This window comes from Paraburkholderia sp. BR10882, from assembly GCF_040948855.1.
GTDB classification, from domain to species: domain Bacteria; phylum Pseudomonadota; class Gammaproteobacteria; order Burkholderiales; family Burkholderiaceae; genus Paraburkholderia; species Paraburkholderia nodosa_A.
In genome coordinates this window covers 779,405-805,655 of record NZ_JBFPKP010000001.1, presented here as the reverse complement: position 1 = coordinate 805,655, position 26,251 = coordinate 779,405, and the positions used below count along the sequence as shown (strand labels likewise).

Genomic DNA, 26,251 nt, shown 5'->3' with positions numbered 1-26,251 from the left:
AAAAAACCGCACGAGGCCCTGGCAGGCAAAAAAAAGCCCGCATGAGCGGGCTTTACCACTTGGGAGATGAGAGCAGCGGCTGTGCTCCCAAATCGCATACTACGCGGCCTAGTGGGCTGTGACACGTTCGCCTGGTCAAAACGAACACGGACGTGAATCAAACCTGCTTCGAGGCTACACACGCATCATGTAGAACATGGGCAACGAAGATAGCTTCCTGAATCTTCACTTCCTTGCTATTCGGTTTCTCGTACAAGTAGCGCCATTCAACGAACACGCCATTGAGGCGCGCCAGGCAATCCCTTGCTGTCGGCCGGCCATCCACCGCGTGTTGGGCCGTCGCAGCAGGCGTAGCTTTCTCGATAGCCACACGTGCGGGAGCGGGAAGCGCGTCGAACAGTGCGAGCAAGTTGTGCCCCTTCAAACTGCTGCCGTGAATTCGCCCCAGCGTTTTCACATATAGCTCTATTGCGAATGAGATGTTGACGACGAACGGCGCGGCGCTGAGTCCGTTTCGCGGCTCGTTCTTCAGGTCCTTGTCGTACAGGTAGGCTGATGTGTTGGCGAATGCCAGCGCCTGACGGAACATGCTTTGCACCAAGGTAACTTCTCTGTGAAGCCCCTTGCTCTCGATAAATGCCCGCGCTATCACTGCATCTTGCTTGATGTCACCTGTCGCCGGGACTTCCCCGATGAGTACCCCGTTCACATATAACTTCTTCATCAGCGGCTTCGCGGTTGCCATGGGTTCTCGGCTCGACAAGTTGGATTGGCGGAGCCTCGATTTTGAACCATTCCGGTGTGTAACAGCCTCAGGGCACGTCCGCGCCAAAGTCGACCCCAGGCTCGCCCATGCGCCCAAGCTGGTCGTACACGAGGCGAGTGAGTTCGCGTAGCACGATATCGGGTTCGGCGCCAAGGCGGGCAGCGAGCGGTACAGAGATACGGGCCGGCCACATCAACCACGCATCACGGGCAGCACGTGCCGCCTCGAAAAGCATGCGCCGCGCGACCTCGATCTCGATGAGTGTGCCGGACTTCTGTTCGAATTCGAGTCGGCGCAGCGCGGCAAGTGAACGCTCCTTTTCGAGCAGCACCGCCGCGTGATCGCTAGTCGTCTCACGTGAGGGCTCACGCTCGCGCGTGCGGGCGTTCGGCGAGCGCCAGCGCGTGCCAAGTTGGCGAGCATCGAGCAAGCCATCAGCGCCGCGATTGAGCCGCCCGCGATTGATCGCGCGGCGCACCGCCTTTTCATCAACATCAGCGCGCGCCGCGAACTGCGTGACGTTCAGGCGTTCAGCTTCAGCCATCGGATCAGGCTCCGGCGGACAACTTTTCAAGATTCATGGCTGCGGGAAAAACGCACGCGATCGGGGCCCGTGAGGCTTCCCAATGGAGAAGGACCCGTGCCCTAATTACGGGGGCGGGAGTTCCTCGCGTGCCCTCCAGGAGTCCCCATTGCGCGCGCCGGTGCCGTCACTCGCCGCGCCGCCGCGCATCTGCCTTGAGAATCTGCCTGCCGAGCGCCGTGGTGGGTGCCGGTGGTGGCGCGATGCCCAAGCGCTTGTTGTTTGCCGCGCAAATTTTCGCGATCAGCTTCGCCGTCTCGGCCTGCGCCTCGCGCTCGCGATCCCTTTCAATTGACGCGTGCGTAATCCTCACCATCTCCGCAAGCGCTTCGGGGGCCGCGCGCAACAAGTGCGAGAACGGTGCCGCGCTCGGCTTCTTCGTGTCCATGTTCGTGCTCCTTCGTCCGGTGATGTGTGCTCGCTCAATCGAGCGCTGCGTTGGTGAGAAAGTCGCGGCTGAATGCCGGCGAACGTGCTGCAAGTTCAGGCCAAGACAGCCACGCGCACGGCCACAGTGCGTGATCGTGTTCGCGCACGATGCGTAACCCCTGGTCTCGCAGCGCATCGACAAGGTTATGCGCAGGCCCCGCGCCACTGCCGCCGCCCTTCGATTGACGCCTGCGCACTTCGATGAGCGTGCGCTCAATCGCGAGCATGCGCTCAAGCGGCCCGCGAAGCGCATTGGCGGCGGCGTTGAAGGCTGCGAATTCCTCGATGCGCTGTGCGAGCAGATCATGCGCCGCGACTTCGAGCTGGGCATCAACGGCTTTTGTCAGTTCGCCTTCGAGTGACGCGCGGCGGGCCGCGATCACGTTCAGTGCATCGGCGGCCACCATGCCGGTGCTGATGGCTTCACGTGCCCGCGCTTCGGCCTCGCTGATGTTCGCATCGATCTCGGCCACGTCCGCAGGTCCGCCGCCATCGATCAATGCGGCTGCCATGGCTTCGGCACGCGTGCGCTTGAGTTCGCCAATCTCATCGTCATGCCCCTGCGCTGCCGACGCCAACGCACTAATGCGCTCACGTTCGGCGCCGAGCCTGGCGAGTTCGCCGCGCAATTGACGAATGTGAGTCGCGCCCGTTGCGAGCGCTGATGCTTCGCCTTCGATCTTGCTGTGTGCTTTTGCCATGATCGGCCTCCGGTAGTAAGTCAGTCAGAACGCGTCATTGAGTGAGTCGTCGGCGATGCCATTGTTGCCGCCGCGCTGTGGTGATGCTCGTGGGCCGTTCGCAACCTGCGCGTTGGCGATTTCCGCACGGCGGCGCCGCACGTGATACGGGCTCACGAGCGCGTGCACGGTGCCTTGCACATTGGGGCGCGCGCCGCCAGCGTCCGGCGTCCATACGCCTATGCTCAGTGAGCACGCGAGCGCGACGGGATCACCACGATGCAGCGCGAGCAGGCCGTCGCGGGCCGTGGCATCGAACGCGGTCATCAGGCAAAAGACGGCTTCGGCTTCGCCCTGTGTCACGCGCACGCGGGCGGTGCAATACGGATTGCCGGTGCGCGTGACCTTCTCCACCGGATCGCTAGCGAGCACGCCGGTCACCAGGGCATCGATCACGACGGCTCTCCACACTGGAGAAGGCGTGATGCGCTCGCAAGCGCCGCGTGAATCGCCCACGGCGGGCAGTTGGCAAGCGCGGCGTCCGCGAGCCTGATGGCCTCCCGCGAGAACGTCACGGGCTCGCCGTTCTCCGCCGCCGTTTGCACCTCGTCACGCAGCAGCGCGCGCAGGCGTCCGGTTCTCGGGAACCCGCACATCAGTGCGTAATTCATCAGTTCGTCAAGCAGACGGTCGGCGTTATACCAGCGCTCGGATGGCGCTGCGAACCCGCCATAGCGCGAGAGTCCGGCCAGTAGAAACAGGTAGGCCATCGAGGGCGCGCCGCGATGTTCCTGAGCCGCGATCCGTTCGGCGGCGCTCGGTGCATTCACGTTGCTCATCACTGATACCCCCGTGGCAAGTCCGGAAAAGGTATGTCGTCGAAGGGCGCGGGTTCGTCGGCGGCATCGAACGGCACCTCGTCGACGAGCAGGTATGTCATGCGCTTCACGTCGGGCCAGTGCGCGGCGCTGCCGTTATCCGCGCGAGCGTCCGCCATCGTGATTGCCTCGCGCATGAGATTGGCGGTGAAGCCGAGCCTCGCGAGTTCAGCAAGATCGCGCGCCATGTTGTCCCGCCCGTCCGGCTTCGCAGGCAACGTGTGCTCTTCGCAATAGGCGTCGGCCAGCGCTTCGGCGCGCCGGTGTTCGCCGCGACCCCTGCAGGCATCGGCCAGACGTTCGGACCATGGTTTGCGCTCCAGCGAGGTCCGCTTTTTTCTCCGCGTTCCTGTTCCGTTCGCCGGGCGAGCGTCGGTCGCGTCCGGCGAGGCCGGGGCGACTAGCGTGCGCGGCGATGAGCGCCCCTCCATTCCCCTGCTTCCCGTCCCCTGCTTTAACCCCTCAAAAACCCTAAAACCCTTGTCCCCCACAGCGGGGGAGCGTTGGGGGGTTCGTGGGGGAGCGTTGGCACTTTCGTGGGGGAGCGTCAGCGCGTCCGTGGGGGAGCGTTGACCGCTCGATGGGGGAGCGTTGCCATTGCCGTGGGGGAGCGTTGAGACATCGGTTCCTGTTGTGTTCCCGTTCACGCTCCCTCTGTGCGGGGGAACGTTTTGCGTGACCGCATCATTAACGCTCCCCACCTGCGGGGGAACGTTTTCAGCCTGCCGCGCCTTTATGAACTTCTCGCGGCCCGCCTTGTGACGCGCCTTGCTGCGTGCCCACCGTTTTTCCCACGGCTCGGGCGGCGAATACGCTGCGGCGATGCGCTCATGGCTTATGCGGTGGATGTTGCTGCCGCCCTGTCCGGTGGTGCCGACGATCTCCATGATGCCGTGCGCGCGAAACTCGGCGACGATACGCTCGACCGTGCTTTCACCGAGCCGCGTGTGATGTGCGATCCACTCCACTGAGGGGTACACGAGGCAATCGTCGTTCTCCACGAGACGCGCGAGCCGGATGAGCACGAGCATCCTGTTCGCGTCGGGCGCGTAGTTTTCCGCCGCGCGGATGATCGCCTCGGCGGCGCTCGGGTGATCCTTGTCCACCACGCGACCGGCGCTCACGATTTCATCTCCTTCGCGTAGAGAAAGCGGTACACGTGCGCGCCGCACTCGATGCAGGTGCCGTGCTGCTCGATCAGGCCGCGCTGCGCCAGTTCGCGCAGGCAGCGCGCCACCTCTTCGAACTGATGAGGCTCCATGCCCGTTCGAAACGCGATGAGCCGCGTGTGCCCGTGGAAGAGGCCCGTGCTGTCATCGGCGAGCCCAGCGCAGCACCCATAGATGGACTGGCGCAGCGCGTTGCTGCGGCTATAGCGCACGCGGCGCACGGGATGGGCGGCGGCCCACTGCTCGGCGCGCTCGCTCATGTGGCCTCCACATCGATCACATCGTCCGCAGACTGGCGAGCGCGGCGCTCGTGCTTCTTCAACAGGTCCCTCAAGCGCATGCCCTGGTAGATCGCGCCGTCAAGAAATGCGGACAGATCAAGACCGTGTTTCGTGCACTCGCTCATCACCCGCTCGACAACATCGACATCGGCAAGCGAGACGGCATTCAGGCAGGCTAGTGCCGCCATGGTCCTCCCGGCGCTCGCTGCCTTGGGGTCGGTGGCGTCATCGGCGAGGGCGGCGAGCCAGGCGGGCATCTCACCCATGTACGGCTCGAACCGACCCGCTTTGGACGCATCAATCAGATCCAATAGCGCAGTCTTCCGCTTTGCCCCTGTGAGCTTCAGCGGCTTGAGCGGCTTTTTCGCGCAATTCTTAGGCACGATCACCTCATTTGCGACCGCCGATGGGTGATGTACTTCGGGCCTTTTCGTGCGCTGCCTGCGAACCTTGTCGTCCGCACCCGTGCGCTTTTGAACTTCGGAGATTTCCGAAGTTGATTCGAGCGTGCGGCGCACACTGCCCACCGTCTTGTCGGACACCTTGAGGGCCTTCGCAATCGAGCTATCCGAACGCTCAGGTGTATCGCGCAATTGTCCCGCGATGAGTTCGCGTATCTGCTCGCGCGTGAGCATGCGGCGGGCGGTGTTGAGCGTGCGGGCGAGAGTGCGCTTGGCTTCTTCGCCGAGCCCTACGCGGACGTCGCGCGGGCAGGGCACGCCGATCTCGGCGGCGAGCTTCGAGCGGTGGTGGCCGTCGATGATCGCGCCGTGCTCATCCACGATCACCGGCAACTGTACGCCGTGCATCTCGATGCTCGCGCGCAGTTCGGCCAGCTCGATGGGCAGCAGCGGCGGCATGACCTGATAGCGTTCGCTCATGACGCCCCCTGCAGCGCTTGCACTTGCACGAGGTGCGCGCTAATCTGGCGCGGCCCCGCCGCCCTGGCGTGGGCGGGACACAGCATCGGGATTATTTGAGGGCCGCCCGACGAGCGGCCTTTTTTGTTTGCGAGGATCATGACGCCCCCTTACGCGGCAGCGGTGGCGCTCTTCGCGGCATCCGCCTTTGCCATCACATAGGCTTCAATGTCCGCGACCAAATAGTTTTGTGCCCACACGCCCACGGCAAACGGGCGCGGCCACGCCGGATCGGACTTCTCCAGGCGCTTTACGTGTGAAGTGCTCCGACCGATCATTCGCGCAGCGCCCGCGCGGTCCACTACAAGCGGCGTGGTCACGTCGACGGATGGCACGGGCAGCGGCGCAGCTTCACGCACCTTGCGCGGGCGGCCAGGGCCGCGCTTCACAGGCGCATTCGAATTCGAGGTGGTTAGATTGCTCATGGCTTTGGCTCCCTCCGCACTGGTTTGAATGATTTTTGTGCGGTTGTACGAAGCAATTCAAGCGCCATTTTCAGGCCGGATGTTCGGGAGGCTTCAGCGCGCTGTCGGTTTTATCCACAATTGGTGATGCCGAACGATGAGGGCTCAAAGCGGGAATGCCGACGGACGAATGCCGCGAGCAAAACACAACGCCCCGATATCGCCAATTGTGGTTATCGGGGCGGGCGGAGCGGCGGCGCGAGGACCCAGGGTAATCCTTATGCGGCCTTCGATGCAGCGCGCTTGCGGGCGCTCTTCTTGGCGTCATCGAACTGCACAACGTTTCCGCCTTCGAGGAAGTGTGCCCACGTCTGCATGACCGGCACGCGCTCATCGTAAAACGCCGTGCGCTCGTAAGTTTTCTGCACACCGCTTCGCGTATCGTGCGCAATCAGCGCTTCGGCTACGCGCTCCTGTATCTTCTCCCGTTCGGTGGCCCAGGTCCGCAAGGCGCTGCGCGTGCCATGCACGCTCATGCTCCCCTTCGCGTAGCCGATCTCGATGAGCAGGTCGCGCAGCACGCCGCCAGAAATCTGTTTGCCCCGCGTGGAGTTGAATATCCGATCATCGGGCCCATGCTCACCGGGAAGCGCCTTGAGCAGCTTGATCGCTGCATCGGACAATGGCACATCGTGCGGGCGGCGCATTTTCATCCGTTCGGCAGGCACGTGCCAGGCGCATGCCTCGAAGTCAATCTCACCCCACGTCGCGCCAGTGGCCTCGATGGAACGCGCACCGGTGAGCGTGATGAACTGCAGGCACGCGCTCAGGTCACCCGGCACGCCCCGCAGTCTCCTCATGAAATCCGGCATTGCCTTCCATTCGAGCGCGGCGTGGTGTTCTGCCTTGTCCTGCGGCTTCGGCAGCAGGTGCTCAAGATGCCCATCATAGCGGGCAGGATTGAGCCCTTCGCGGCTCCCCCGGCTCGCGGCCCAATCGAGAATGTTTTCGATGCGCTGCCGTAGCTGCCTGGCGGTCGCATAGCGGTCCCGCCACACGGGTTCAAGGACCTGGAGCACGTCTGCGGTGCCGATCTCCGCAACATCGGTGCGCCCGAGCTTGGCGGTGGTATGCAGCTTGATCGAATCCCGCCACGACCGCAGCGTGTTCGCGCTCCACTCCGGTTCGCGTAGCCGGATGAATTCGGCGGCGGCATCAGCGAACGTGATGCGCTTCGCCTCGGCGCGGCGCTCAACCTTGCGCTTGTGTTCCTTGCGATCCAGGGGGTCGACGCCCGCGCTGCGCAGCTTGCGCGCCTCCGCCGCGCGGTCACGGGCATCGGTCAATCCAACATCAGGCCAGCGGCCCAGGCCCAATTCGCGGCTACGATTGTGTAGCTGATATTTCAGAACCCAGCTTGCCGAACCGGTGGGCCTCACCTGTAGATGTAACCCCGCGCCATCGGGATAATATCGGGGCTTCGGCGGCGGATCGCTGATAAGCTTTCTGATAGCCGCTGCTGTCAGGCGGTGAATCGTTCGCATTGCGGTAGGCTCCAGGCCTTCGATCTAACCCCCGGTTTAACCCCCAATTTTGGGCGCGATACCTTGAGTTAGATTGAACTGATTTAGACCGGAAAATTATACCAAATCCCTTTGCAGACAAGGATTTGCAGGTGTTCAGAACCGCTCAACCCGACTCAAGAAATACCGCACTTTTCTACTCCGTAGAAATCAGGAAATTCCTATATAGCCAGTACTTTTACGGCGGCCTGCGCATCGCGATCGGCATCTCGCTTCCGGCCGTCCTGTGCCTGTTCGTCCTTCACAAGAGCGAGCTGGGTTTCACCATCTCGACCGGCGCGCTCGGCGCCTGCGTGGTCGACATGCCGGGGCCGCTCAAGTACAAGCGCAACGAAATGCTCGCGTGCAGCGTAATCGGGTTTCTCTCCGCTTACGCCACCGGCCTCGCCACCTTCAGCCCCGTCGCGCTCTGGGCCACCGTGGTGCCGCTCACCTTCGTGCTCTCGCTGATCGTGGTCTACGGCAACCGCTGGCCGCAGATCAGCTTCGCCACCCTCTTCATGATGGTGATGACGCTCGAGGAGCATTTCACGCCGCACCTCGCGCTCGTCAATGCGCTGTGGATCCTGCTGGGCGGCCTCTGGTACACGGCGTGGTCGACCATGATCAGCCAGCTCATGCTCGATCGCATCGAGCAGCAGGCGCTCGCCGAAAGCGTGTTCGCCTGCGCCGACTATCTGCTCGCGCGCGCCCAGTTCTTCGACCTCGACAACGATCTCGACGAGTGCTATCGCAACCTCGTCGCGAAGCAGATCGCCGCCGTCGAGCGCCAGGACGCGGCGCGCGACATCGTGCTGCGCAACCTGCCCAAGCTCAGGGCCGGCAAGGTCGATGCGCGGCGCGCGATGCACTTCAACCTGTTCATCAACACGGTCGATCTGCACGAGCTGTTCGTGGGCGCACACACCGACTACCCGCTCGTGCGCAACACCTTCGGCGGCTCAGACCTGCTCGTGTTCTACCGCGACCTGATCCGCAAGGCCGCCGCCGATCTCGAAGACATCGGCCTTGCAGTGCTGCAAAACGAGGCGCCGCGCGCGAGCGTGAATGTCAAAGCCGAGTTGCGCGCCATCGAATACGAACTCGAGCTGCTGAAAAAGCGCGACCTGGCCGCGACCGACCCGGAGGCCTATGCGGCGATCTCGGCGTCGTTCCGGCGTATCTGGAGCGCGACACGCCTGATCGACCGCATGCGCCGCAGCCTCGCGAGCGAAGTGCCGACGACCGAAACCGAACTGCGCATCGACGAGGCGCTCACACGTTTCGTGACGAACCGCCGCGTGTCCTGGCTGCAGATCTTCTCGAATCTCACGATGGCCTCGCCTAGCTTTCGCCACGCGCTGCGCGTGACGATCGCCGTGGCGGTCGGCTTCTGGCTGGGGCGGCTTCTGCCACTCACCAACGCCTACTGGATCGTGATGACGAGCATCATCATCCTGAAGCCCGGCTACTCGCTCACGCGCCAGCGCAACGCGCAGCGTATCGTCGGCACGCTGATCGGCTGTATCGCGAGCATTGCGCTGATCCTGCTCGTGAAGCAGCCGCTCGTGCTGCTCGTCTCGATGTTCGCGGCGATGGTGATGAGCTACAGCCTCCTGCTCTTCAACTACACGGCGAGCGTGGTGTTCACGTCGGCCTATGTGCTCCTGATGTTCCATCTGCTCGCGCCGGGCAGCATGCGCATCATCGGCGAGCGCGCGATCGATACGGTGGTGGGCTGCATGATCGCCATCGCCGCGAGCCATCTGTTTCCGTACTGGGAATACCGCCTGATGGGCAAGCTCGTGCACGACATGATCGCCGCGACGCGCAGTTATCTCGAAGCGAGCTGGTGGTGGAGCGGGCGCACGAGCGCGCCGCAGCCGGCGTTCGCGGGGGCCGGGGTGAGCGAGGCCGGCGCGCGCGTGGCCGCCCATGCAGCGCCGGCGGCGACGCGCGCAGGCGACGCGGGCGGCGTGGCGAATCCGGTGACGAGCAGCGTGAGCGCCATGGCGAGCGCTTCGGCGAACGCGGCGAGCGTCATCGACGAACCCGCAGCCGCCGCCGCGACCCTCGACGACTCGCCCACCGCCGGCGCTCCCGGCTCGCCCGTGTCGGCCGTGGGCGCGAAAACCGCTGCACAGACCGCGCAAGCCACGGCGAGCGCAGCCGCAGCGGCACCGTCGCTCGCGCGCGACTTCCGCTACCGGCTCGCGCGCAAGAACGTGCACGTGGCATTCGCGAATCTCGGCCAGGCGTTCCAGCGCATGATGCTCGAACCGAAGGCCGCGCAGAAGTTCGTGCCCGAGCTCAACGACCTGCTCGTGCGCAGCCACGTGCTCGCCTCGCAGATCACCGCCACCGCCCCGCTGCTGCGCAGCACGGCGCGGCCCGACCAGCAGGAGGTCAAGCTCGACGCACTCGAGCGCGCGCTGTCGTGCGTGCGCGAGAACCTCGTCGCCGCCGAAGCGGGCACGCCTGCGCCCGCCGATCAGGCCGACATCACGAAGCAGCTCACGCGCGAACTCGATGCGATGGTGGTGGAAGCCGAGCGCGCGCTCGGCGCCTCGGCGGAACTGCCGCAGGAACTCAAGCTGCTCGCCCACCAGTGCAAGCAGATGATCACGGCGTCCTGGTTGATTCGCCGGGACGCGAGCATCATCCGGCTACCGGAGGAATAAGAAGAAAACGGCCCGGCGCGTCACTGCGTCGAGCCGCTGGCTTGCGACGCGGCCGTGCTCGCGGATGCGTGCGCCGCGCTGGCGCCCACGGTCTCGTCGTACTCGCGCTTGCTTTTCAGTGCGTTGAACAGCACGGTGCCGATCACGAACAGCACCACCACGACGATGAGCACGGCAACGCCGACAGTGGGGTTCTTCCTGCGCGGTTCGTTCATCGGTCGTGCCCAGCCTCGAGTTGGATGACAGGAACGGGCATTCTACGCCGCCATGCCTTGCAGACGGCTTGCGGCGCGAGCCGCGGGGTCCCGCCAGATGCCGCTAGGTGCCGCTGCGCACCGGCAGCGCCGTCGAATATTTGAGCTGCTCCATCGCGAAGCTCGAACTGACGTCGAACAGCGGAACGGCGCGGATGAGCTGCTTGTAGACGCGGTCGAAGTCGTCGATATCGGAGACCACGATACGCAGCAGATAGTCGGTCTCGCCGCTCATGCGATACGCCTCGACGATTTCGGGAATCTCCTGCACGGCGCGCGTGAAGGTCTGCGCCCATGCCTCGGTGTGCTGGTTCGTGCGCACGGCGACGAACACCGTCGTCCCCACGCCGAGCTTGCGCGGGTCGCACAGCGCGACCTGCGCGCGGATCACGCCCGTTTCCTTCAGGCGCTGCACGCGCTTCCAGCACGGCGTTTGCGAAAGATTGACGCGCTGCGCCAACTCCGCGACCGGCATGGTCGCGTCCTGCTGCAGCAACTCAACCAGCTTTCTGTCGATGAGATCCATTTCCGCACTCCCCGAAGCGTAGAAATTTATTCTACACGATGGGCAAACGGGAAAAGAATAAGAAAACTCTTTCCAGGCGCGAACGGCTATAAATCTTCTTGTAGAAACCGGAAGAAGAAGAACACGCCATGAACGCCCCTGCCGAACTCGCCCTGCTGAACGCCTTCCATACCGCGGAGCAGCACGCTGCCGCCGTCGCCGGCTTCATCGCCGCGCTCGACGCCGCTTTCGATGCCTGCGCGACGCCCGGCGACCCGTCGCGCTGCGCCCGCTTCGCGCGCGGCCTGCGCGCGGCGCTCACGCGCGCGCTCGCCGACCCGGCGCTCGTCACGCACGCGCAGCGCGAAGGCAGCGCGCAGACGTATCGGCGTCATGTCATCGCGGCCGACAGCCGCGGCCGCTACACGGTCGCGGCGCTCGTCTGGCAGCCGGGCCACGCGAGCCCGATCCATGCGCATCACACCTGGTGCGGTTACGCCGTGCTCGACGGCACGCTGACCGAAACGCTCTACGCGTGGGACGACTCACGCCAGGGCGCCGACGTGATGCGCTCGCATCGGCGCGCGAGCGGCGCGGTGTCGTTCGGCGGACGCGGGCGCACCAGCATTCACCGGCTGTCGAACGGCAGCGACGCGCAGGCCGTCTCGCTGCATGTCTACGGCGTCGCCGCCGAGCACATCTCAACGCAGGTCAACGACGTGCTGCCGCTCGTGCGCAAGACGGCGCTCGTGTCTTAACGCGACTGGCCCCTATCCATCGAAGGCGTCGCAGGTGATTTGAATTTGACCTGAGCGGTGCAGACCTTCAGCCGCGGCTGCCCGCCGTGGGAATCTGGGGCGGTGCGCCCTCAGGGCCCGCCGTCGGCGGCGGCGCGGGCCGCGGCTCGTGCGAGGCATCGCGTGCCACGCCGCCGCCCACGTGCACACCATGCGGATGCGGATGACCATGCGGCTCCTCGACATCGCCGCCGCGCGAGGACATGTGCACCTGCATCTGCGGCACCGGCATCTCGATGCCGGCTTCGTCCATGTGGCGCTTCAGGCGCGCATTGAACGCGCGCGCCACACTCCACTGCTGCAGCGGCCGCGTCTTGATCTGCCCTTTCACGACCATCCAGTTCGGGTCGAACCGGTCGAGCCCCCACACTTCCACGGGCCCGAGTATCTCGCGGCGATAGCGGAAGTCGGCCACGAGTTCCGCGCCGGTCTCGCGAATCATGCGCGTGACCGTATCGAGATCGACCGAGAACGGCACGCGCACTTCGAACACGGCGAACGCGAAATCGCGCGAAAGGTTCTTCACGATCTTGATCTGCGAGAACGGAATCGCGTGGATCGCGCCCTGCCCGTCGCGCAGCCGCACGGTGCGGATCGATAGATGCTCGACCGTGCCCGCATGCCCGTTGTCGATGTCGATCCAGTCGCCCACCGAAATCGTCTCTTCGATGATGATGAACAGACCGGTGATGAGATCGGCCACGAGCGACTGCGCGCCAAAGCCGATGGCGAGACCGATCACGCCCGCGCCGGCGAGCAGCGGCGTGACGTTGATGCCGAGATTCGCCGCGGTGGCGATGCCGGTGATGGTGAGGATCGTCACGAGCACCGCGTTGCGCACGAGCGGCAGCATGGTGCGTGCGCGCGTGCTGGGCGCGCGGCCCTTGGTGCGCGGACCGCTCGGATTGAGCGCTTCGAGGATCGCAGTATCGACCGTGATCCACACGAGCCACGCGAGGAACACCGTCGACACGATCGCGAAAATGGCGTGCGCGATGCCGCGCGCGGCCACGCTCGCCTCGATGATCGCGGCGAGCGAAATGTCCCACAGGCGTGCGCACGATTCGAAGTACGCGAACCAGATGAACACCACGAGCAGCGTGCCGGCAAAGCGCAGCAGGCGCCGCAGATACGGCGAGCGCCGCCGCACGCGCGCGGGGTTCGGGCGCGTGATGCGCAGCACGACCGCCGAGAGGAAGAACGCGAGCACGAGCAGGAGCGCGGAGACCACGGAAATCTGCAGCACGTCGTCGCGGCTGCCGATCCCGCCGAACGTGGCGACGATCGAAGCGCCGGCGAGCAGCAGCATCGGCAGTTGCCAGAGCGAGGCGAGCACGTCGAGGACTTCGGTGAGCGCCTTGTGGCCGTGGCGCAGCGAATAGCTGCGGTTGCGGATGAGATGCGCGACCGGGCGCCGGAAACCAAAGGCGAACACCACCGTCAGCACTGCGGCCGCCATGTTCGCGGCGGTGCTCACCAGTGCCGCCGTGTTCGCGCCCAGCTGGCGCGCGACTTCGAAATTGGTCGCGGCGTCGCCGAGCGCGGCCAGCACGCCGATCGCAAAGAGCAGCCGGCGCGAGCGCGCGATCAGCAGGCGCACGGCCGCGCGCCGGTGCCCCGAACCGAACAGCGAAAACATGATCAGGCAGATGGACGAGAACACCGCGCCCGCGACGATCGCGTAGGCGATCACGAGGGCGAGCGTGCGCCCGAGCGCGTCGGGCAGCGAACGCTCGACCACGAGCGCGCCGAGGAACGCCACGATCCACGGCGCCGCGCGATGCACGACGAAAATCAGCAGATCGATGGTGCGGGGATCGGGCCGCAGGCCGGTCTCGACATCGAAACGCCTGAGCAGCCGCCGCTCGATCCAGCGCAGCACCGCGGCGCATGCGCCCCAGCCGGCCAGCATGGCGAACAGATCGAACACGATGCGGCCGAGGCTTTCGCCTTCTCCGCCCGAGGCGATGTCGTAAAGCTCGACGCCGGCTGCCCTGAAGCGCCCCGCCCAGTAGTGAAACGGACTGCGGCCGCGGCGGGCGTCCGCCTCGACCGAGGCGAGCCCGGATGCGATTGCGCCCAGCAGCCCCGCCGAGTTCGCCGCCGCGCCCGAAGCGGGCGCGGGCGCCACGTTTTGCGACGCGCTGCGCAGCTTCTTGAGCTGATTCAGGAGCGCGGTGCGCTGGCGCTCGTTGTCGAGCGTATTGATGACGCTATCGAGCGAGCGCGTGAACTCGGCCTGGCTCGCCGGTGACGGCGCAGAGGCCGCCTCGGCCGCCGAAGCCCCCGAGGCAGCCGCCGGCGCCCCGGTGATGATGCTCTTGAGCACCGGCAGCACGGGCGCCGGCGCGGCTTGGGCGGCGGCCCGCAGCGGCGCGGCGAGGCACGCCGCGAGGCATGCGAGGAGCATGAGTGCGCGCAGGAACGCGCGTAGACTCGGGCGCGCCGGCGCGGCGCGTGAAAGAAGTGCACGATCCGCCGGGTCGATGCGCATGCGCGACGGCCCGGCGCCCGCGCCATCGCGTCCGATGCTGGTATTCATGGCGGAGGGGCATAAACAGGACGTTCCAGTTTAGCCGCACTCCACCTCGCCGCGCCGCGCGCGTGCGTAACAGTTTGTCAGCGCGCAGGACGCGCCGCGTCGCGCCTCAGTAGGCCACCGTTGTGATCTGACGAATGAAGCGGCCCTGCTCGAGTTCGTCGACGAAGGCGATTGCGTAGTCCTCGGCAGAAATGCGGCTCTCGCCCTTCGCATCGGCGATCAGCGTATTGGCGCCCGTGCGGAATGTGCCCGTGCGCTCGCCGGGCGCGATGATCGCGGCCGGCGCGAAGAAGGTCCAGTCGATGTCGGTGACGGTACGGTAGTAGTCGAACGCCTCGCGATGGGCGAGCGCGATCGCCCTGTAGGCGTCGGGGAAGCCTTCGGTATCGACGAGTTGCTTGCCGGGCGCCACTTCCAGCGAACCGGCGCCGCCCACCACGACGAGACGCTCGAGCCCCGCGGCGCGCACGCCTTCCACGAGCGCGCGGCTCGCGACCAGCAGGTCGCCAAGCTGATCCTTGGGCGGCGCATAGGCGCTCGCCACCACATCGTGACCGCGCACCGCGGCTGCGACGCTCGCCGCGTCGAGCAGATCGGCCTTCGCCGCGTGGACGTTCGGTGCGGTCGCCACGCGCTCGGGCTGGCGCACCAGCGCGCTCACCTGGTGGCCGCGGCGCGCCGCTTCGGCGGCGATGCGAGAACCGACCATGCCGGTTGCGCCAAAGAGGGCGATTTTCAGCGTCTTGCTCATGAACTGACTCCTGTTTTCCGTAATTATGTAACTAACGAAGTTACATTTCGGGGGTGAAAAAACGGGGCAATGCCCCGCTGATGATTCTGCTTGCGCGCAGCCCGCTCAGGCCCGCCGCGCCCGCGCGCGTTCGAGCTTGCGCTCGCTGCGCGTCATGTCGTCGACGACGTCCGCGAGCGTGCGCGTGGCGAGCGACGCCTCCATGGCGCGCTGTGCGTCGTCGATCACGCCGCGCAGCGTCTGCTGGATGTGACGCCCGACGAGGCAGGCCGGATTCGGCTCCTCGCGGTGCATGGCGAACAACTGCGCGTCGTCGACTGCATGGTAGACGTCGAGCAGCGTGATCGCCTGCGGCTCGCGTGCGAGCAGCGCGCCACCGCCCGCGCCCAGTTGCGACGACGTGAGGCCCGCGCTGGCAAGCATCGACAGGAGCCGGCGGATCAGCGCGGGATTCGTGTTCACGCTGCCCGCGATGATCTCCGACGACAGCGGCACGCCCTCCTGCTGCGCCAGCAGCGCGAGCACGTGAACGGCAAAAGCGAAACGGCTACTCGTATTCACGGCAAACCTGCCACTGCTGTGCGGCGCACGAATGGTTCGAACCACGCGCGCCAAAAAGTGTAACCATCATAATTACATTAATTCGTAGCGTCAACCCGTCAGCCGCGGCCCGCACGGCTGCGGCCTTACTTCGAGGCATCCGATGCCGGTGCCGACGCGGCCGCGTTGCTCGCCCAGCGCTGCAACGAATGCCCCGCACTCGTCAAACCGGTCCCGGTGGCCGCGGCGGCCTGCCCGAGCAAGGCCTGCGCCGTGCTTGCCGCGCCGCGCAACTGGCCCTGCGCCGCCGAAGCCAGCTCGGCCGTGGACGCGCTCGCCTGTTGACCTTGCGAGGCCGCCGAATCGAGCTTCTGCTGCGCTGCACCGAGTTGCTGGTTCACGAAGCTCGCGGCCTTGTCGAGCGTTTGCGCAGCCTGCTGCGCGGCCTGGTTGGCGGCGTCCTGCGTGGCCTGCTTCACGGCGTCGGCGGACTGCTTGCTCAGATCGGGTGCGGAAGCATCGTGCTTGTTACAGCCGGCGAGCGCGGCACACACAAGCAGGGAGACCAGCGTCAGCCTTTGCGTCGAAACCTTCGAATACATGGTCATCCTGAAAAATTCGCCGCATGAAGCGGCTTGCATAGATGAAAACGCGGCAATGATACGCCGTCGCGCAACACCGACTCCGACGAAATGAGCGAAAAGCCCGCGCGCTCGAAAATCGGCCGCGACACCGCGCTCGCGTCGGCACTCAATACCGTCGAGCGGGCCTCGCGCGCGAGCGCTTCGAGCCGCGCCAGCGACAGCGTCGCGAGGCCGCGGCGCGACCACACCGGCGCGACGTAAAGCATCTCGACGTGATCGAGCGGAAAGAGCTGCCCGAACGCCGCTGCCGCGCCGTCACAGTACGCCACGAGCGTGACCCCGCGAGAAAGACGCGCGTCGAAGTCCGCGAGATCGTCAGCGGCCGCAGCCCACGCGCTGCGCTGCGCCGCGTCGTAGAACGAGGCAGCGAGCGTGGTCACGGACGCGCGGAACAACGCGGCCAGCGCGCTCGCATCGCGGCCCGGCACGTAGCGCCGCCAGTCGATGGTGTGCAGTGCGGCGCCCGCGACGCCGTGCTTTGCGAAATCGTCAAACATGATGGAGTAGACTGCCCACGCGCACGATCTGTTCCACCGTCCACCTCCGGAGACAAACGATGGCCGTCAAGAAGATCCTGTTCCTCACCGGCGATTTTGCCGAAGACTATGAAACGATGGTGCCGTTCCAGGCGCTGCAGGCAGTCGGCCACCGCGTCGATGCGGTATGCCCCGGCAAGAAGGCTGGCGAGCGCGTGAAGACCGCCATCCACGATTTCGAGGGCGACCAGACCTACACCGAAAAGCCGGGGCACCAGTTCGCGCTCAACGCGACTTTCGACGAAATCGACGCCGCCAGCTACGACGCGCTCGCCATCGCAGGGGGACGCGCGCCCGAATATCTGCGCCTCGACCCGAAGGTCATCGAGATGGTGCGTCACTTCGCCCAGGCGAACAAGCCCATCGCGGCGATCTGCCATGCGGCCCAGCTGCTCGCCGCGGCCGAGGTGATCCGCGGCAAGCGCATTTCGGCCTATCCGGCCTGCGCGCCCGAGGTGCGGCTCGCCGGCGGCGAATATGCCGACATCGCCATCGACAGCGCCGTGACCGACGCGCCCTTCGTCACCGCGCCGGCGTGGCCCGCCCATCCCGAATGGCTCCGCCAGTTCCTCGTGCTCCTCGGCACGCGCATCGAGCCGTGAGCGAGCGCTGATCCACGCGCGCGCCAGCCGCCAATTCGGGCAGCTCCGATAGAGCGCGCTTGTCTGGACGTCTAAGCGCCTGCCGGTGGTCGCAACGCCGTTGCAGGTGCCTCCCGCGATTCGCTTCGCTCGCTTGCCTTCGCATTCGCGCCACCCGCGCCATCGCCCGCACCTTATTCCGCAAGGCTACTGGGCGAAGCCTCCGAGCGGTCCGCGCGTTCGAGCGCGCTGATGATCTGCTCCGCGTCGCCGGGCAACGGCGGCGCGACCGCAAGCGCATCGGGCAGCGACAGATAGAACGTCGTCCCCTCGCCTTCCGTCGACTCCACCCACACGCGCCCGCCGTGCCGCTCGACCACGCGGCGCACGAGCGCGAGCCCGATGCCCTCGCCTGGCGCCACGTTGCCGTGCATGCGCTGAAACGCCTGAAAGAGCCGCGGCAGGCCGACCTCGGGAATACCGAGCCCGTTGTCGCGCACATAGAAAATCTGCAGCGACTCCACGCCCGGCGGTGCATGAGCCGTGCCGATCTCGACGCGCCCGTCGCGCGCCGGATCGAGATAGCTGAGCGCGTTGCCGATCAGGTTTGCAAACACCTGTTCGAGCGCAGTAGGGTCGCCCCATACGTCGGGCAGCGTTTGCACGCTCACCTGCGCGCCGCGTGCGCGGATCGACGCGTGCATCGCGTCGACCACGCGCTGCACCAGTTCCTGCACACTGATACGCTGTCGCCGATACTCCACGCGCCCCGCGCGCGCGAGCCGCAGCAGCGCGTCGATGATGTGCGATGCGCGCAGCACCGCCGTTTGCAGATAGCGCAGCGCCTCGCCGATATCCTCGTTGATGGTGCGCTCGATGCGCGCGCGCACCTGCGGCGAGAGCGAAGAATGCGCGATACGCTCGCGCAGGTCGTTGCACGCGTGATTGAGCTCGCGCGAAAAGCCCTGCAGGTTCACGAGCGGCGCGCGCAGATCGTGCGACACGCCGTGGATGAACATCTCGTTTTCCTGAGTCTGCTGGCGAAGGTTTTCGTTGATGCGTGCGAGCTGGTCTGCGCGCCGTGCAAGGTCGGCCTGAAAACCGAGCCGCAGCCGCTCGGCTTCGATCAGCCGCTGGCTGATCTGGTGCAGCGTGAGGTCGAGTTCGGCGATTTCGTCGTTGCCCGCCGTGAGCGGCGCAAGCGGTTCGTTCGCGGCCAGCCGGTTCGCGTTGTCGGAAAGGGCATCGAGCCGCCCGCGCACCCCGCGCGTAAAGACCCAGACGGCAAGCGCAACCAGCACGATCGAACCAAGCACGGCCGTCATCACGAGCGTCTGCTGCTGGGCGCGCGCCGCTTCGGCGGCGGACACCCGTAATACGTCGAGGCGGCGCTCCTCGGTCTGGAACGAGACGATCTGCGTGCGCACGCGGTCGAGCACGTCGGCGGCCATGAGCGCGCGAAAGCGCTCGGCCAGGTCGACGCGCCGGCCAGAACGCAAGAGGTCCTGCACGCGGTCCGACCATTGGCGATAGTTCTGCACGGCGTGGCGAATCTGCACGGCGCGCTCGACCTGTGTGGGATTATCGGCCACGAGATCGACGAGCCGGTCGATGCGGCGGTCCACGTCCATCCACATCGAGACCGGCGTGGCATAGCTCGTGTCGTTGGCCGCCACCGCACCGCGCAGCTTGACCGACTCGACCAGCACCGGTTCGAGCACGCGCGAAGCCTGCGCCAGCACCGCCTGGCTGTGCTGGCCCCAGCGCTCCGCGGCGGCGGCGTCGGTCTCGGCCTTCACGATGGCCGACAGCAAGCTCAGTTCGAACACGGCGGGAATCGCGATCAGCAGAAGCCCTTTGGTCGTGAGGCGCATTGCGTGGCGGGTACCGGGCGACCGGACGTGCGTGAAGTGGCAATCCGGCCATTATGTCGGCGTTTGCGCCCTATGTGCGCCCGAAATTTATCCTCGCGAAAACGCGAGAGGATTTCGATTCGCCGACAATCCATTGATGCGGAAAGGAAAATCGAATTAAGCGCCCTAACTTGGCGCGCGAGTTCCCCACCTTTGCGCGGAAGCCCCGGGATTGTGCCGGAACATGGTGCATACGCCCCGGAAATCAGCACCGGCACCGGCGATACGGCGCCTGCCATTTTTCCGCATCGGTGCACGGCCGCACCGGCTTGACGCCTGCTTTGGCTGCGAATTCACCAGTTTGGCGCTGAAGCTGGCCCATATCTTGCTCACTATGCGCCATTTTGGGCAAACTGGGTACGCCAGATGGACAATCTAAAAACCGGCACCGACACGCTATTCCTGCTGCTGGGCGCCGCCATGGTGCTCGCCATGCACGCGGGGTTCGCGTTTCTCGAACTCGGCACCGTGCGCAAGAAGAACCAGGTCAATGCGCTCGTGAAGATCCTCGTCGATTTTTCGATTTCGACGATCGCCTACTTCTTCATCGGCTATACGCTCGCCTACGGCGTGCAGTTCTTCTCGCACGCCGACGTGCTCGCCGAGCACAACGGCTACGCGCTCGTGCGCTTCTTCTTCCTGCTCACCTTCGCGGCGGCCATTCCGGCCATCGTGTCGGGCGGCATCGCCGAGCGCTCGAAGTTCAATCCGCAGCTGTTCGCGACCTTCGTGATCGTCGGCTTCATCTACCCGTTCTTCGAGGGGATGGTGTGGAACAACCGCCTCGGTTTCGAGGATGCGATGACGCACGTGTTCGGCGTGCCGTTCCATGACTTCGCGGGCTCGGTAGTCGTCCACGCGTTCGGCGGCTGGATCGCCCTGCCGGCCGTGCTGCTGCTCGGGCCGCGCCACGGCCGCTATACGCGCGACGGCCGCATCGCCGCGCACCCGCCTTCGAACATCCCGTTCCTCGCGCTGGGCGCATGGGTGCTCGCGGTGGGCTGGTTCGGCTTCAACGTCATGAGCGCGCAGACCATCGACAAGATCAGCGGTCTTGTTGCCGTCAACTCGCTCATGGCGATGGTGGGCGGCACGCTCGCCGCGTGGTTCGCGGGCCGCAACGATCCGGGCTTCACGTACAACGGGCCGCTCGCGGGGCTCGTGGCCGTGTGCGCGGGCTCGGACATCATGCATCCGCTCGGCGCGCTCGTGACGGGGGCGGTTGCCGGCGCGCTGTTCGTCTATATGTTCACCTGCGTGCAGAACCGCTGGCGCATCGACGACGTGCTCGGCGTGTGGCCGCTGCACGGCCTGTGCGGCGCATGGGGCGGCATCGCCGCGGGCATTTTCGGCCAGCGCTGGCTCGGCGGCCTGGGCGGCGTCTCGCTCGCCGCGCAGATCGTCGGCACGATTGCGGGCATCGCGATCGCCTTCCTTGGCGGGCTCGTGGTGTACGGCCTGCTGCGCAAATTCGTTGGGCTGCGCATCGATCGCGAACAGGAATTCAACGGCACCGACCTGTCGATCCACAAGATCACGGCCACGCCGGAACGCGAAACGGTTTCCTGACCGACGCGCAGTACGCTCACGCGGGCGGCGCCCTGCCGCCCGCATTCCGTACGCATCACTAACGGATCATCAAAGCTGGCCCATGCCGCCGGCGACGATCACTTCGGTGCCGATCATGAAGGCCGATTCCGCCGCGCTCAGATGCAGCACGGTCGACGCGATCTCTTCCGCCGTCGCAAAGCGCTTGAGCGGCACCAGCCCACGAATCGATTCCTCGGCCGCCGCGAGCGCGGCGGCATCCATGCCGAACTTGTTGTAGAGCGGCGTCTTCACGGGCCCGGGGCTCACCACGTTCACGCGAATGCCGCGCGGCAGCAGTTCGGCCGAAAGTGTCTTCGCGAACGAGATCAGCGCGGCCTTGCTCGCCGCATACACCGACGACGTGGGCATGCCGATATGCGCGTTGATCGAGCCGTTGAGCACGATGGCCGCACCGTCGCCCAGCACCGGCAGGAGCGATTGAATCTGGAAGTACGCGCCCTTCACGTTGGTGTCGAAGGTGACGTCCCAGAGCGCTTCGTCCACTTGCTCGAACGGCGCGAGCTTCGCCACACCCGCATTGATGAACACCGCGTCGAGGCGCAGGCCGGCGTCGCGCACGGCGGCGGCCAGCTCGCGCGCGCCGGTGATCGAGGCCGCGTCGTTGCGCCATGCGTGCGCGTTCGGGCCGAGCGCGCGCCGCGCGGCTTCGAGGCCGGCTTCGTCGCGGCCCGTGACGATGACGTGCGCGCCTTCGGCGGCATAGGCCTGTGCGGCAGCGAGGCCGATACCGCTGGTTCCGCCGGTGACGAGGACAGTTTTGTTTGCAAAGCGGTTCATGACGTTCTCCTTGAAGGGGATAGTCTCGATCTGAGACTGTGATGCCATATTGCCGGGCGGCGCGCTTTCTGCCGTACGAAGGTTTTGGCGCAGACGTTCGAAGCTGTCGAACGTTTTGCACGGGCAGCCGGCTTCAGCCCGTGACCTCGATTCCGTCCACGAGGCGCCTGGCAAGACGCGGCTCGCGCAGCCGGTCGATCCACCATTGCAGTGCGCGTCCCACGTGTTCACCGCGCCACGCCACGTAAAGCATGTTCGGCTCGCGCGGGTTCGCCGTGACCTTCTCGACCAGTTCGCCGCGCTCGATGAGCTTCGCCGCGCGCCGCCGCGGCACCCAGCCGACACCCAGGCCCTCGCGCTGCGCGAGGATCTTCGCGCGCATCGACGGCACCGCCAGCACCTCCTGCCCCCCGAGCAGCCCGTAGCCGCGGCCCGGCGTGAGGCGTGCCGAATCGCCGACCGCCACGCCGCGCTCGGCCAGCATGCGCTCGCGCGTGAGCGGCGCCTTCTCGCGCGCGAGCCGATGGCGCGGCGCCACCGCGAACACCCACTCCATCACGCCGAGTTCGAACCAGTGCAGGCCGTCGATGGCGGGCGGTTCGTTGGTCGCACCGACGATGAGATCGGCGCGGCCGTCGCGCAGCGCCTCCCAGGTGCCGGAAAGCACCTCGTGCGTGAAACGCAGCTTGACGCCCGACTGCAGCGCGTCGAAGTCGCGGACCACCGGCATGAGCAGTTCGAATTCGAGAATCTCGTCGGTGACGATCCACAAGCGGTCTTCCCAGCCGTTCGCGACCTGGCGCACGCGCTGCGTCATGCGCGCGACGTCCTGCATCAGGCGGCTCGCCTCCTCGGCGAGCAGATGCCCGGCTGGAGTGAGCTGCAGCCGGTAGCGCCGACGGTCGAAGAGCAGCGCGTCGAAGCGCGCCTCGAGTTGGCGCGCCGCATGGGAGATCGTGGAAGGCGCCTTGTTCAGCCGTGCCGCCGCGCGCGACAGGCTGCCGGTTTCGCGGATGGCGTCGAGCAACGCCAGTTCCTCTTCGGAGAGCATGTGCGACTCCATCGAACGGGTGATGAGCGATGGTATGGCAGAAAGGGAACGTAGGTCGGTTCACATGACGCCGCGTCCTTGGGGGCGAGCTGTCAAAGTCGCCTTGACGGTCTGTCCAACAAAATTGTCGTTGCCTGGCGCAATGACCAGCCCGAGAATCGAACGCACGTTCACAAACCGTGAAGCGTGCCCGCGCGCCCATCAAAAGGGAGACCATTGCGCAAGAGAACTGCATCACGCCCGCGAAAACATCTTTCCAGTGAGGTATGAGGCCATGTCCGTGCAGTCCCCGTCCCCCGACTCCCCGTTCGTCGACTTGACCGCCATGATTCGCCAACGCACGGCGGAACACGGCGCGCGCGCGGCCATTGTCTGCGAAGACGAGACCGTCACGTTCGCCGCGCTCGATGCGCTGATCGACCGCTGTGCGGCCGCGCTGCAGCGTGACGGGCTGGCACCCGAAGACGTCGTGGCCATTTGTGCGTCGAGTTCCATCCCCTATGCCGCCGTTTTCTTCGGCGCGCTCCGGGCAGGACTCGCGGTCGCCCCGCTGTCGCCCTCCACGCATGCGGACAGCCTCGTCGCCATGCTGGAGAACTCGCGGGCGCAAATCCTCTTCGCCGATGCGGCGGTTTGCCAGTTGCTTGCGGGCGTCACGCTGCCGCCTACCCTGCGCGTCGTCGACATCGGTGCAGCCGGGCAATTCGATGCCTGGCTCGCGCCCCTGGGCGCCGCGCCCTCGCACGTGGAAATTCGGCCGGAGTGGGCGTTCAACATCATTTACTCGTCCGGCACGACGGGCGCGCCCAAAGGGATCGTCCAGTCGCACGCGATGCGTTACGCCTATACGCTGCGAAGTCTCGAGCGCGGATACGGGCCGCACGCCGTCACCTTGATTGCGACGCCCCTCTATTCGAACACCACGCTGGTGAGCTTCTTCCCGACGCTCGCGCTCGGCGGAACGGTCGTCCTCATGCCGAAGTTCGATGCGAAGCAATATCTCGAGCTTGCCGAGCGCAAGCACGTCACGCACACCATGCTGGTTCCGGTGCAATACCAACGCATCCTCGGCCATCCGGACTTCGATCGCTACGACCTGTCCAGCTTCCACTCGAAGTTCTGCACGAGCGCGCCGTTCGCGGCGGCCCTCAAGGCGGACGCCCTGCGCAGGTGGCCGGGCAAACTCACCGAGTTCTATGGCATGACCGAAGGCGGCGCGTCATGCGAGCTTTGCGCGGACGAGTTTCCCGACAAGCTGCACACCGTTGGCCGCCCGCTGAACGGCCATGAAATGCGCCTGATCGATGCCGACGGACGCGAGGTCGCCGCCGGGGAAGCCGGTGAAATCGTCGGGCGCTCGCCTGCCATGATGACCGGCTACTACCGGCAACCGGACAAGACGGCGCAAGCCGAGTGGTACGACGGCGATGGGCGGCGCTTCATTCGAACCGGGGATGTCGGCCGCTTCGACGAAGACGGCTTCCTCGTGCTGATGGACCGCAAGAAGGACATGATCATCTCGGGCGGCTTCAACCTCTATCCAAGTGATCTGGAACAGGTGCTCACCCGACACCCCGAAGTCGCCGAATCCGCGGTGGTTGGCGTTCCATCGGCGCGCTGGGGCGAAACGCCGGTGGCGTTCGTCACGCTCCGGCGCGGTTCGGCATTGACCGCCGTCACGCTCGCCGCTTGGGCCAACGGGCAATTGGGGAAGATGCAGCGGCTTGCCGACGTGGTGATCGTCGACGCGCTACCGCGCAGCCCGATCGGCAAGGTGCTCAAGCGTGAGTTGCGGGAGCGCTATAGCGGCGAGGTCGCCTGACCGGCCGCCTGGCGCACGTTCGTGGATTTGGAGCCGGCGGAAAAAAAAGCGCCACGTTTGCACGTGGCGCCTTGAAAAGTTCTAGCCATTCCGAGGGCCGTGCTAGAACCTGAGAGCCGGTATTCGGATGCGCCGTGCCGTCGGAAAAAGATGCGCAATTATGCGAATTGCATACCGCATGGCACATTAAAACCCCGCAATTTTGCGGGGTCGAGGCGGATTGCCGAAATCGCATTCCATTTTTTACCTACATGCTGACTAAGTCAAGCAAAATCTCGCCAAAATGCGCCAATCGTCGAGCTTCTGGCATCCATTACAATCGTCTGAGAATTAGCGCCCTAATTTAGGGAGCGCCGCCTTGATCGAACGCAAACGGCTGTATCGCGCGGCACGCCCGCGCTGACTTTGTAACGCCTCGCGCGAAATCTCAAAACTGAAATCCTGTTTCGGAAAATTGTCCCGCCAATGACTTCCGCACCCGATTCGCGCCTTCCTGAAGACGCTCCGCGAGATAAAGACGGCGGCGCCGACGAAGTGACGGCGCTCGCGCGCGGCCTTGCCGTCCTGCGCTGCGTCGCGGCCGCCGACGCGCCGCTCAGCAACCGCGAACTGACCGAACTGACGGGCATTCCCAAGCCCACGCTTTCGCGCCTCACGGGCACGCTCGTGAGCACGGGCTTTCTCGCCCGGCTGCCCGACAGCGAACGCTTCGTGCTCACTTCGTCGGTGCTCGAGCTGTCCAACGGCTTCCTGCGCAACGCCGACATCCGCAGCCGGGCGCGGCCGTTTCTCACGCGGCTGGCCGAGCGCACCGCGCTCTCGGTGCACCTGACCGTGCGCGACCGTCTGGACATGGTCGTGATCGACGCGATCCGCCCGCGCACCGCCGTGCTCGTCACGCGCCTCGAGGTCGGCTCGCGCATCGACATGGGCCGCACCGCCGTCGGACGCGCCTACCTCGCCGCGCTCGACCCGCACGCGCGCGCGGAACTCACCGCCGCGCTGCAGACTTCGACCGGCAACGACTGGGGCGTCTTCGGCAGCCGTCTCGACGCCGCGCTCGCCGAGACCGCCGCCCACGGCTACGGGCTCGCGATCGGCGAATGGTACGAAGGGCTCAACGCCATCGCCACGGCGTTCGCGGGTCCCAACGGCGAGATCTACGCCATCAACTGCGGCGGCGCCGCGCAGCAGTGCCCGCGCGAGTGGCTCGTCAGCCACGTCGTGCCGCTGATGCGCGAATGCGTTGCGCACGTCGTCGACGAAATCGGCGGCGCCCTGCGCCTGCCCCACGCGACCTGACAACACGAGCGGCTGCGCCTTACAAAAAGCACTCGAAGGGTGTAACGCTCGTAACGTCTCGAAAGAAACGGCACTGGACTGTAACGAAGGGGGCAACGTAGCATCATGCTTTTTGGCGGCAAGGGCCAGCCGCGCCGCCGCCCTTCGCCCGTTACGCCAGCCAGCCGCCAGCGACGCCATCCATGCCCGTGAGCGCATGGCGCGGCACCCGGGCCGCAGCGCGGCGCGTCCTGACATCTTGCTAGCGCACGGCCTGGGTGGCATCGGCGCGC

General features: G+C 65.9%; 27 protein-coding genes. 6 read left to right on the top strand and 21 right to left on the bottom strand.

Annotated elements, in window-relative coordinates; genetic code table 11:
* Positions 1–157 precede the first annotated feature (157 nt).
* From AB3X99_RS03710 to AB3X99_RS03660, 11 genes are all read right to left on the bottom strand, one after another.
* Positions 158–745 carry a hypothetical protein gene (locus tag AB3X99_RS03710; RefSeq protein ID WP_368616144.1) on the bottom strand — a complete coding sequence of 196 codons (588 nt, stop codon included), beginning with the start codon at positions 743–745 and terminating at the stop codon, positions 158–160.
* 67 nt (positions 746–812) lie between these two features.
* The gene (locus tag AB3X99_RS03705; RefSeq protein WP_368616143.1) at positions 813–1,310 is read right to left on the bottom strand and encodes a hypothetical protein; all 498 of its coding nucleotides are present in this window, start codon (positions 1,308–1,310) and stop codon (positions 813–815) included.
* A gap of 166 nt (positions 1,311–1,476) precedes the next feature.
* Positions 1,477–1,737 (bottom strand): hypothetical protein, encoded by a 261-nt coding sequence (locus tag AB3X99_RS03700; protein WP_368616142.1) that lies wholly within the window; start codon positions 1,735–1,737, stop codon positions 1,477–1,479.
* A 34-nt stretch (positions 1,738–1,771) separates the two neighbouring features.
* A complete protein-coding gene (locus tag AB3X99_RS03695; RefSeq protein WP_368616141.1) occupies positions 1,772–2,479 on the bottom strand; it encodes a hypothetical protein in 708 nt (235 codons plus the stop codon).
* Positions 2,480–2,503: 24 nt separating this feature from the next.
* Positions 2,504–2,914: a hypothetical protein gene (locus AB3X99_RS03690; protein WP_368616140.1), complete on the bottom strand. Its 411-nt coding sequence runs from the start codon at positions 2,912–2,914 to the stop codon at positions 2,504–2,506.
* Positions 2,911–3,297, bottom strand: a complete 387-nt coding sequence (locus AB3X99_RS03685) for a hypothetical protein (protein ID WP_368616139.1) — start codon at positions 3,295–3,297, stop codon at positions 2,911–2,913. The genes AB3X99_RS03690 and AB3X99_RS03685 overlap by 4 nt, the downstream gene beginning before the upstream one ends.
* Positions 3,297–4,460: a hypothetical protein gene (locus AB3X99_RS03680; protein ID WP_368616138.1), complete on the bottom strand. Its 1,164-nt coding sequence runs from the start codon at positions 4,458–4,460 to the stop codon at positions 3,297–3,299. The genes AB3X99_RS03685 and AB3X99_RS03680 overlap by 1 nt, the downstream gene beginning before the upstream one ends.
* The gene (locus AB3X99_RS03675; protein ID WP_368616137.1) at positions 4,457–4,765 is read right to left on the bottom strand and encodes a hypothetical protein; all 309 of its coding nucleotides are present in this window, start codon (positions 4,763–4,765) and stop codon (positions 4,457–4,459) included. The genes AB3X99_RS03680 and AB3X99_RS03675 overlap by 4 nt, the downstream gene beginning before the upstream one ends.
* Positions 4,762–5,667 (bottom strand): ParB N-terminal domain-containing protein, encoded by a 906-nt coding sequence (locus tag AB3X99_RS03670; RefSeq protein WP_368616136.1) that lies wholly within the window; start codon positions 5,665–5,667, stop codon positions 4,762–4,764. Before AB3X99_RS03670 ends, AB3X99_RS03675 begins: the two co-directional genes overlap by 4 nt.
* A gap of 149 nt (positions 5,668–5,816) precedes the next feature.
* Entirely contained in the window at positions 5,817–6,131 is a 315-nt protein-coding gene (locus tag AB3X99_RS03665) for a hypothetical protein (protein ID WP_368616135.1), read from the bottom strand.
* Positions 6,132–6,388: 257 nt separating this feature from the next.
* Entirely contained in the window at positions 6,389–7,654 is a 1,266-nt protein-coding gene (locus AB3X99_RS03660; RefSeq protein ID WP_368616134.1) for a tyrosine-type recombinase/integrase, read from the bottom strand.
* Between the two features lie 131 nt (positions 7,655–7,785).
* Here AB3X99_RS03660 and AB3X99_RS03655 point away from each other — a divergent pair, with 131 nt between their 5' ends.
* Entirely contained in the window at positions 7,786–10,353 is a 2,568-nt protein-coding gene (locus tag AB3X99_RS03655; RefSeq protein ID WP_368616133.1) for an FUSC family membrane protein, read from the top strand.
* Between the two features lie 20 nt (positions 10,354–10,373).
* On the opposite strand, the gene AB3X99_RS03650 is transcribed toward AB3X99_RS03655, so the two are convergent.
* Positions 10,374–10,568, bottom strand: coding sequence for a hypothetical protein (locus tag AB3X99_RS03650; RefSeq protein WP_368616132.1), 195 nt, complete (start codon positions 10,566–10,568; stop codon positions 10,374–10,376).
* 103 nt (positions 10,569–10,671) lie between these two features.
* Positions 10,672–11,133 (bottom strand): Lrp/AsnC family transcriptional regulator, encoded by a 462-nt coding sequence (locus tag AB3X99_RS03645; RefSeq protein ID WP_028204798.1) that lies wholly within the window; start codon positions 11,131–11,133, stop codon positions 10,672–10,674.
* Between the two features lie 128 nt (positions 11,134–11,261).
* On the opposite strand from AB3X99_RS03645, the gene AB3X99_RS03640 reads away from it, so the two are divergent.
* Positions 11,262–11,870, top strand: a complete 609-nt coding sequence (locus AB3X99_RS03640; protein ID WP_368616131.1) for a cysteine dioxygenase — start codon at positions 11,262–11,264, stop codon at positions 11,868–11,870.
* A 67-nt stretch (positions 11,871–11,937) separates the two neighbouring features.
* Here AB3X99_RS03640 and AB3X99_RS03635 read toward each other — a convergent pair whose 3' ends face one another.
* From AB3X99_RS03635 to AB3X99_RS03615, 5 genes are all read right to left on the bottom strand, one after another.
* Positions 11,938–14,319, bottom strand: a complete 2,382-nt coding sequence (locus tag AB3X99_RS03635) for a mechanosensitive ion channel domain-containing protein (protein ID WP_342946000.1) — start codon at positions 14,317–14,319, stop codon at positions 11,938–11,940.
* A gap of 238 nt (positions 14,320–14,557) precedes the next feature.
* Positions 14,558–15,202, bottom strand: coding sequence for an NAD(P)-dependent oxidoreductase (locus AB3X99_RS03630; protein ID WP_069267888.1), 645 nt, complete (start codon positions 15,200–15,202; stop codon positions 14,558–14,560).
* A gap of 105 nt (positions 15,203–15,307) precedes the next feature.
* Positions 15,308–15,763: an Rrf2 family transcriptional regulator gene (locus tag AB3X99_RS03625; RefSeq protein WP_069267928.1), complete on the bottom strand. Its 456-nt coding sequence runs from the start codon at positions 15,761–15,763 to the stop codon at positions 15,308–15,310.
* A 125-nt stretch (positions 15,764–15,888) separates the two neighbouring features.
* Positions 15,889–16,344, bottom strand: coding sequence for a hypothetical protein (locus AB3X99_RS03620; protein ID WP_069267889.1), 456 nt, complete (start codon positions 16,342–16,344; stop codon positions 15,889–15,891).
* 2 nt (positions 16,345–16,346) lie between these two features.
* Entirely contained in the window at positions 16,347–16,883 is a 537-nt protein-coding gene (locus AB3X99_RS03615; protein ID WP_083245542.1) for a GNAT family N-acetyltransferase, read from the bottom strand.
* A 59-nt stretch (positions 16,884–16,942) separates the two neighbouring features.
* On the opposite strand from AB3X99_RS03615, the gene AB3X99_RS03610 reads away from it, so the two are divergent.
* Positions 16,943–17,524 carry a DJ-1/PfpI family protein gene (locus AB3X99_RS03610; RefSeq protein WP_069267890.1) on the top strand — a complete coding sequence of 194 codons (582 nt, stop codon included), beginning with the start codon at positions 16,943–16,945 and terminating at the stop codon, positions 17,522–17,524.
* Between the two features lie 173 nt (positions 17,525–17,697).
* Here AB3X99_RS03610 and AB3X99_RS03605 read toward each other — a convergent pair whose 3' ends face one another.
* Complete coding sequence (locus tag AB3X99_RS03605; protein ID WP_368616130.1) at positions 17,698–19,377, bottom strand: ATP-binding protein; 1,680 nt, start codon at positions 19,375–19,377, stop codon at positions 17,698–17,700.
* Positions 19,378–19,782: 405 nt separating this feature from the next.
* Here AB3X99_RS03605 and AB3X99_RS03600 point away from each other — a divergent pair, with 405 nt between their 5' ends.
* Positions 19,783–20,985, top strand: a complete 1,203-nt coding sequence (locus AB3X99_RS03600; protein WP_368616129.1) for an ammonium transporter — start codon at positions 19,783–19,785, stop codon at positions 20,983–20,985.
* A gap of 69 nt (positions 20,986–21,054) precedes the next feature.
* Here the strand turns inward: AB3X99_RS03600 and AB3X99_RS03595 are convergent, their stop codons facing one another.
* Entirely contained in the window at positions 21,055–21,804 is a 750-nt protein-coding gene (locus tag AB3X99_RS03595) for an SDR family oxidoreductase (RefSeq protein WP_342945588.1), read from the bottom strand.
* 133 nt (positions 21,805–21,937) lie between these two features.
* A complete protein-coding gene (locus AB3X99_RS03590) occupies positions 21,938–22,855 on the bottom strand; it encodes a LysR family transcriptional regulator (protein WP_342945587.1) in 918 nt (305 codons plus the stop codon).
* Between the two features lie 274 nt (positions 22,856–23,129).
* On the opposite strand from AB3X99_RS03590, the gene AB3X99_RS03585 reads away from it, so the two are divergent.
* Positions 23,130–24,677, top strand: a complete 1,548-nt coding sequence (locus tag AB3X99_RS03585) for a class I adenylate-forming enzyme family protein (protein WP_368616263.1) — start codon at positions 23,130–23,132, stop codon at positions 24,675–24,677.
* Positions 24,678–25,142: 465 nt separating this feature from the next.
* The gene (locus tag AB3X99_RS03580) at positions 25,143–25,979 is read left to right on the top strand and encodes an IclR family transcriptional regulator (RefSeq protein ID WP_342945586.1); all 837 of its coding nucleotides are present in this window, start codon (positions 25,143–25,145) and stop codon (positions 25,977–25,979) included.
* Positions 25,980–26,251: the final 272 nt, after the last annotated feature.

What these genes read in the sequence shown, in the direction of transcription:
- AB3X99_RS03710 (WP_368616144.1), bottom strand. Translation starts at nt 745, where the DNA reads ATGGCAACCGCGAAGCCGCTGATGAAGAAGTTATATGTGAACGGGGTA.
- AB3X99_RS03705 (WP_368616143.1), bottom strand. Translation starts at nt 1,310, where the DNA reads ATGGCTGAAGCTGAACGCCTGAACGTCACGCAGTTCGCGGCGCGCGCT.
- AB3X99_RS03700 (WP_368616142.1), bottom strand. Translation starts at nt 1,737, where the DNA reads ATGGACACGAAGAAGCCGAGCGCGGCACCGTTCTCGCACTTGTTGCGC.
- AB3X99_RS03695 (WP_368616141.1), bottom strand. Translation starts at nt 2,479, where the DNA reads ATGGCAAAAGCACACAGCAAGATCGAAGGCGAAGCATCAGCGCTCGCA.
- AB3X99_RS03685 (WP_368616139.1), bottom strand. Translation starts at nt 3,297, where the DNA reads ATGAGCAACGTGAATGCACCGAGCGCCGCCGAACGGATCGCGGCTCAG.
- AB3X99_RS03675 (WP_368616137.1), bottom strand. Translation starts at nt 4,765, where the DNA reads ATGAGCGAGCGCGCCGAGCAGTGGGCCGCCGCCCATCCCGTGCGCCGC.
- AB3X99_RS03670 (WP_368616136.1), bottom strand. Translation starts at nt 5,667, where the DNA reads ATGAGCGAACGCTATCAGGTCATGCCGCCGCTGCTGCCCATCGAGCTG.
- AB3X99_RS03665 (WP_368616135.1), bottom strand. Translation starts at nt 6,131, where the DNA reads ATGAGCAATCTAACCACCTCGAATTCGAATGCGCCTGTGAAGCGCGGC.
- AB3X99_RS03660 (WP_368616134.1), bottom strand. Translation starts at nt 7,654, where the DNA reads ATGCGAACGATTCACCGCCTGACAGCAGCGGCTATCAGAAAGCTTATC.
- AB3X99_RS03650 (WP_368616132.1), bottom strand. Translation starts at nt 10,568, where the DNA reads ATGAACGAACCGCGCAGGAAGAACCCCACTGTCGGCGTTGCCGTGCTC.
- AB3X99_RS03645 (WP_028204798.1), bottom strand. Translation starts at nt 11,133, where the DNA reads ATGGATCTCATCGACAGAAAGCTGGTTGAGTTGCTGCAGCAGGACGCG.
- AB3X99_RS03640 (WP_368616131.1), top strand. Translation starts at nt 11,262, where the DNA reads ATGAACGCCCCTGCCGAACTCGCCCTGCTGAACGCCTTCCATACCGCG.
- AB3X99_RS03635 (WP_342946000.1), bottom strand. Translation starts at nt 14,319, where the DNA reads ATGCTCCTCGCATGCCTCGCGGCGTGCCTCGCCGCGCCGCTGCGGGCC.
- AB3X99_RS03630 (WP_069267888.1), bottom strand. Translation starts at nt 15,202, where the DNA reads ATGAGCAAGACGCTGAAAATCGCCCTCTTTGGCGCAACCGGCATGGTC.
- AB3X99_RS03620 (WP_069267889.1), bottom strand. Translation starts at nt 16,344, where the DNA reads ATGTATTCGAAGGTTTCGACGCAAAGGCTGACGCTGGTCTCCCTGCTT.
- AB3X99_RS03615 (WP_083245542.1), bottom strand. Translation starts at nt 16,883, where the DNA reads ATGTTTGACGATTTCGCAAAGCACGGCGTCGCGGGCGCCGCACTGCAC.
- AB3X99_RS03610 (WP_069267890.1), top strand. Translation starts at nt 16,943, where the DNA reads ATGGCCGTCAAGAAGATCCTGTTCCTCACCGGCGATTTTGCCGAAGAC.
- AB3X99_RS03605 (WP_368616130.1), bottom strand. Translation starts at nt 19,377, where the DNA reads ATGCGCCTCACGACCAAAGGGCTTCTGCTGATCGCGATTCCCGCCGTG.
- AB3X99_RS03600 (WP_368616129.1), top strand. Translation starts at nt 19,783, where the DNA reads ATGGACAATCTAAAAACCGGCACCGACACGCTATTCCTGCTGCTGGGC.
- AB3X99_RS03595 (WP_342945588.1), bottom strand. Translation starts at nt 21,804, where the DNA reads ATGAACCGCTTTGCAAACAAAACTGTCCTCGTCACCGGCGGAACCAGC.
- AB3X99_RS03590 (WP_342945587.1), bottom strand. Translation starts at nt 22,855, where the DNA reads ATGCTCTCCGAAGAGGAACTGGCGTTGCTCGACGCCATCCGCGAAACC.
- AB3X99_RS03585 (WP_368616263.1), top strand. Translation starts at nt 23,130, where the DNA reads ATGTCCGTGCAGTCCCCGTCCCCCGACTCCCCGTTCGTCGACTTGACC.
- AB3X99_RS03580 (WP_342945586.1), top strand. Translation starts at nt 25,143, where the DNA reads ATGACTTCCGCACCCGATTCGCGCCTTCCTGAAGACGCTCCGCGAGAT.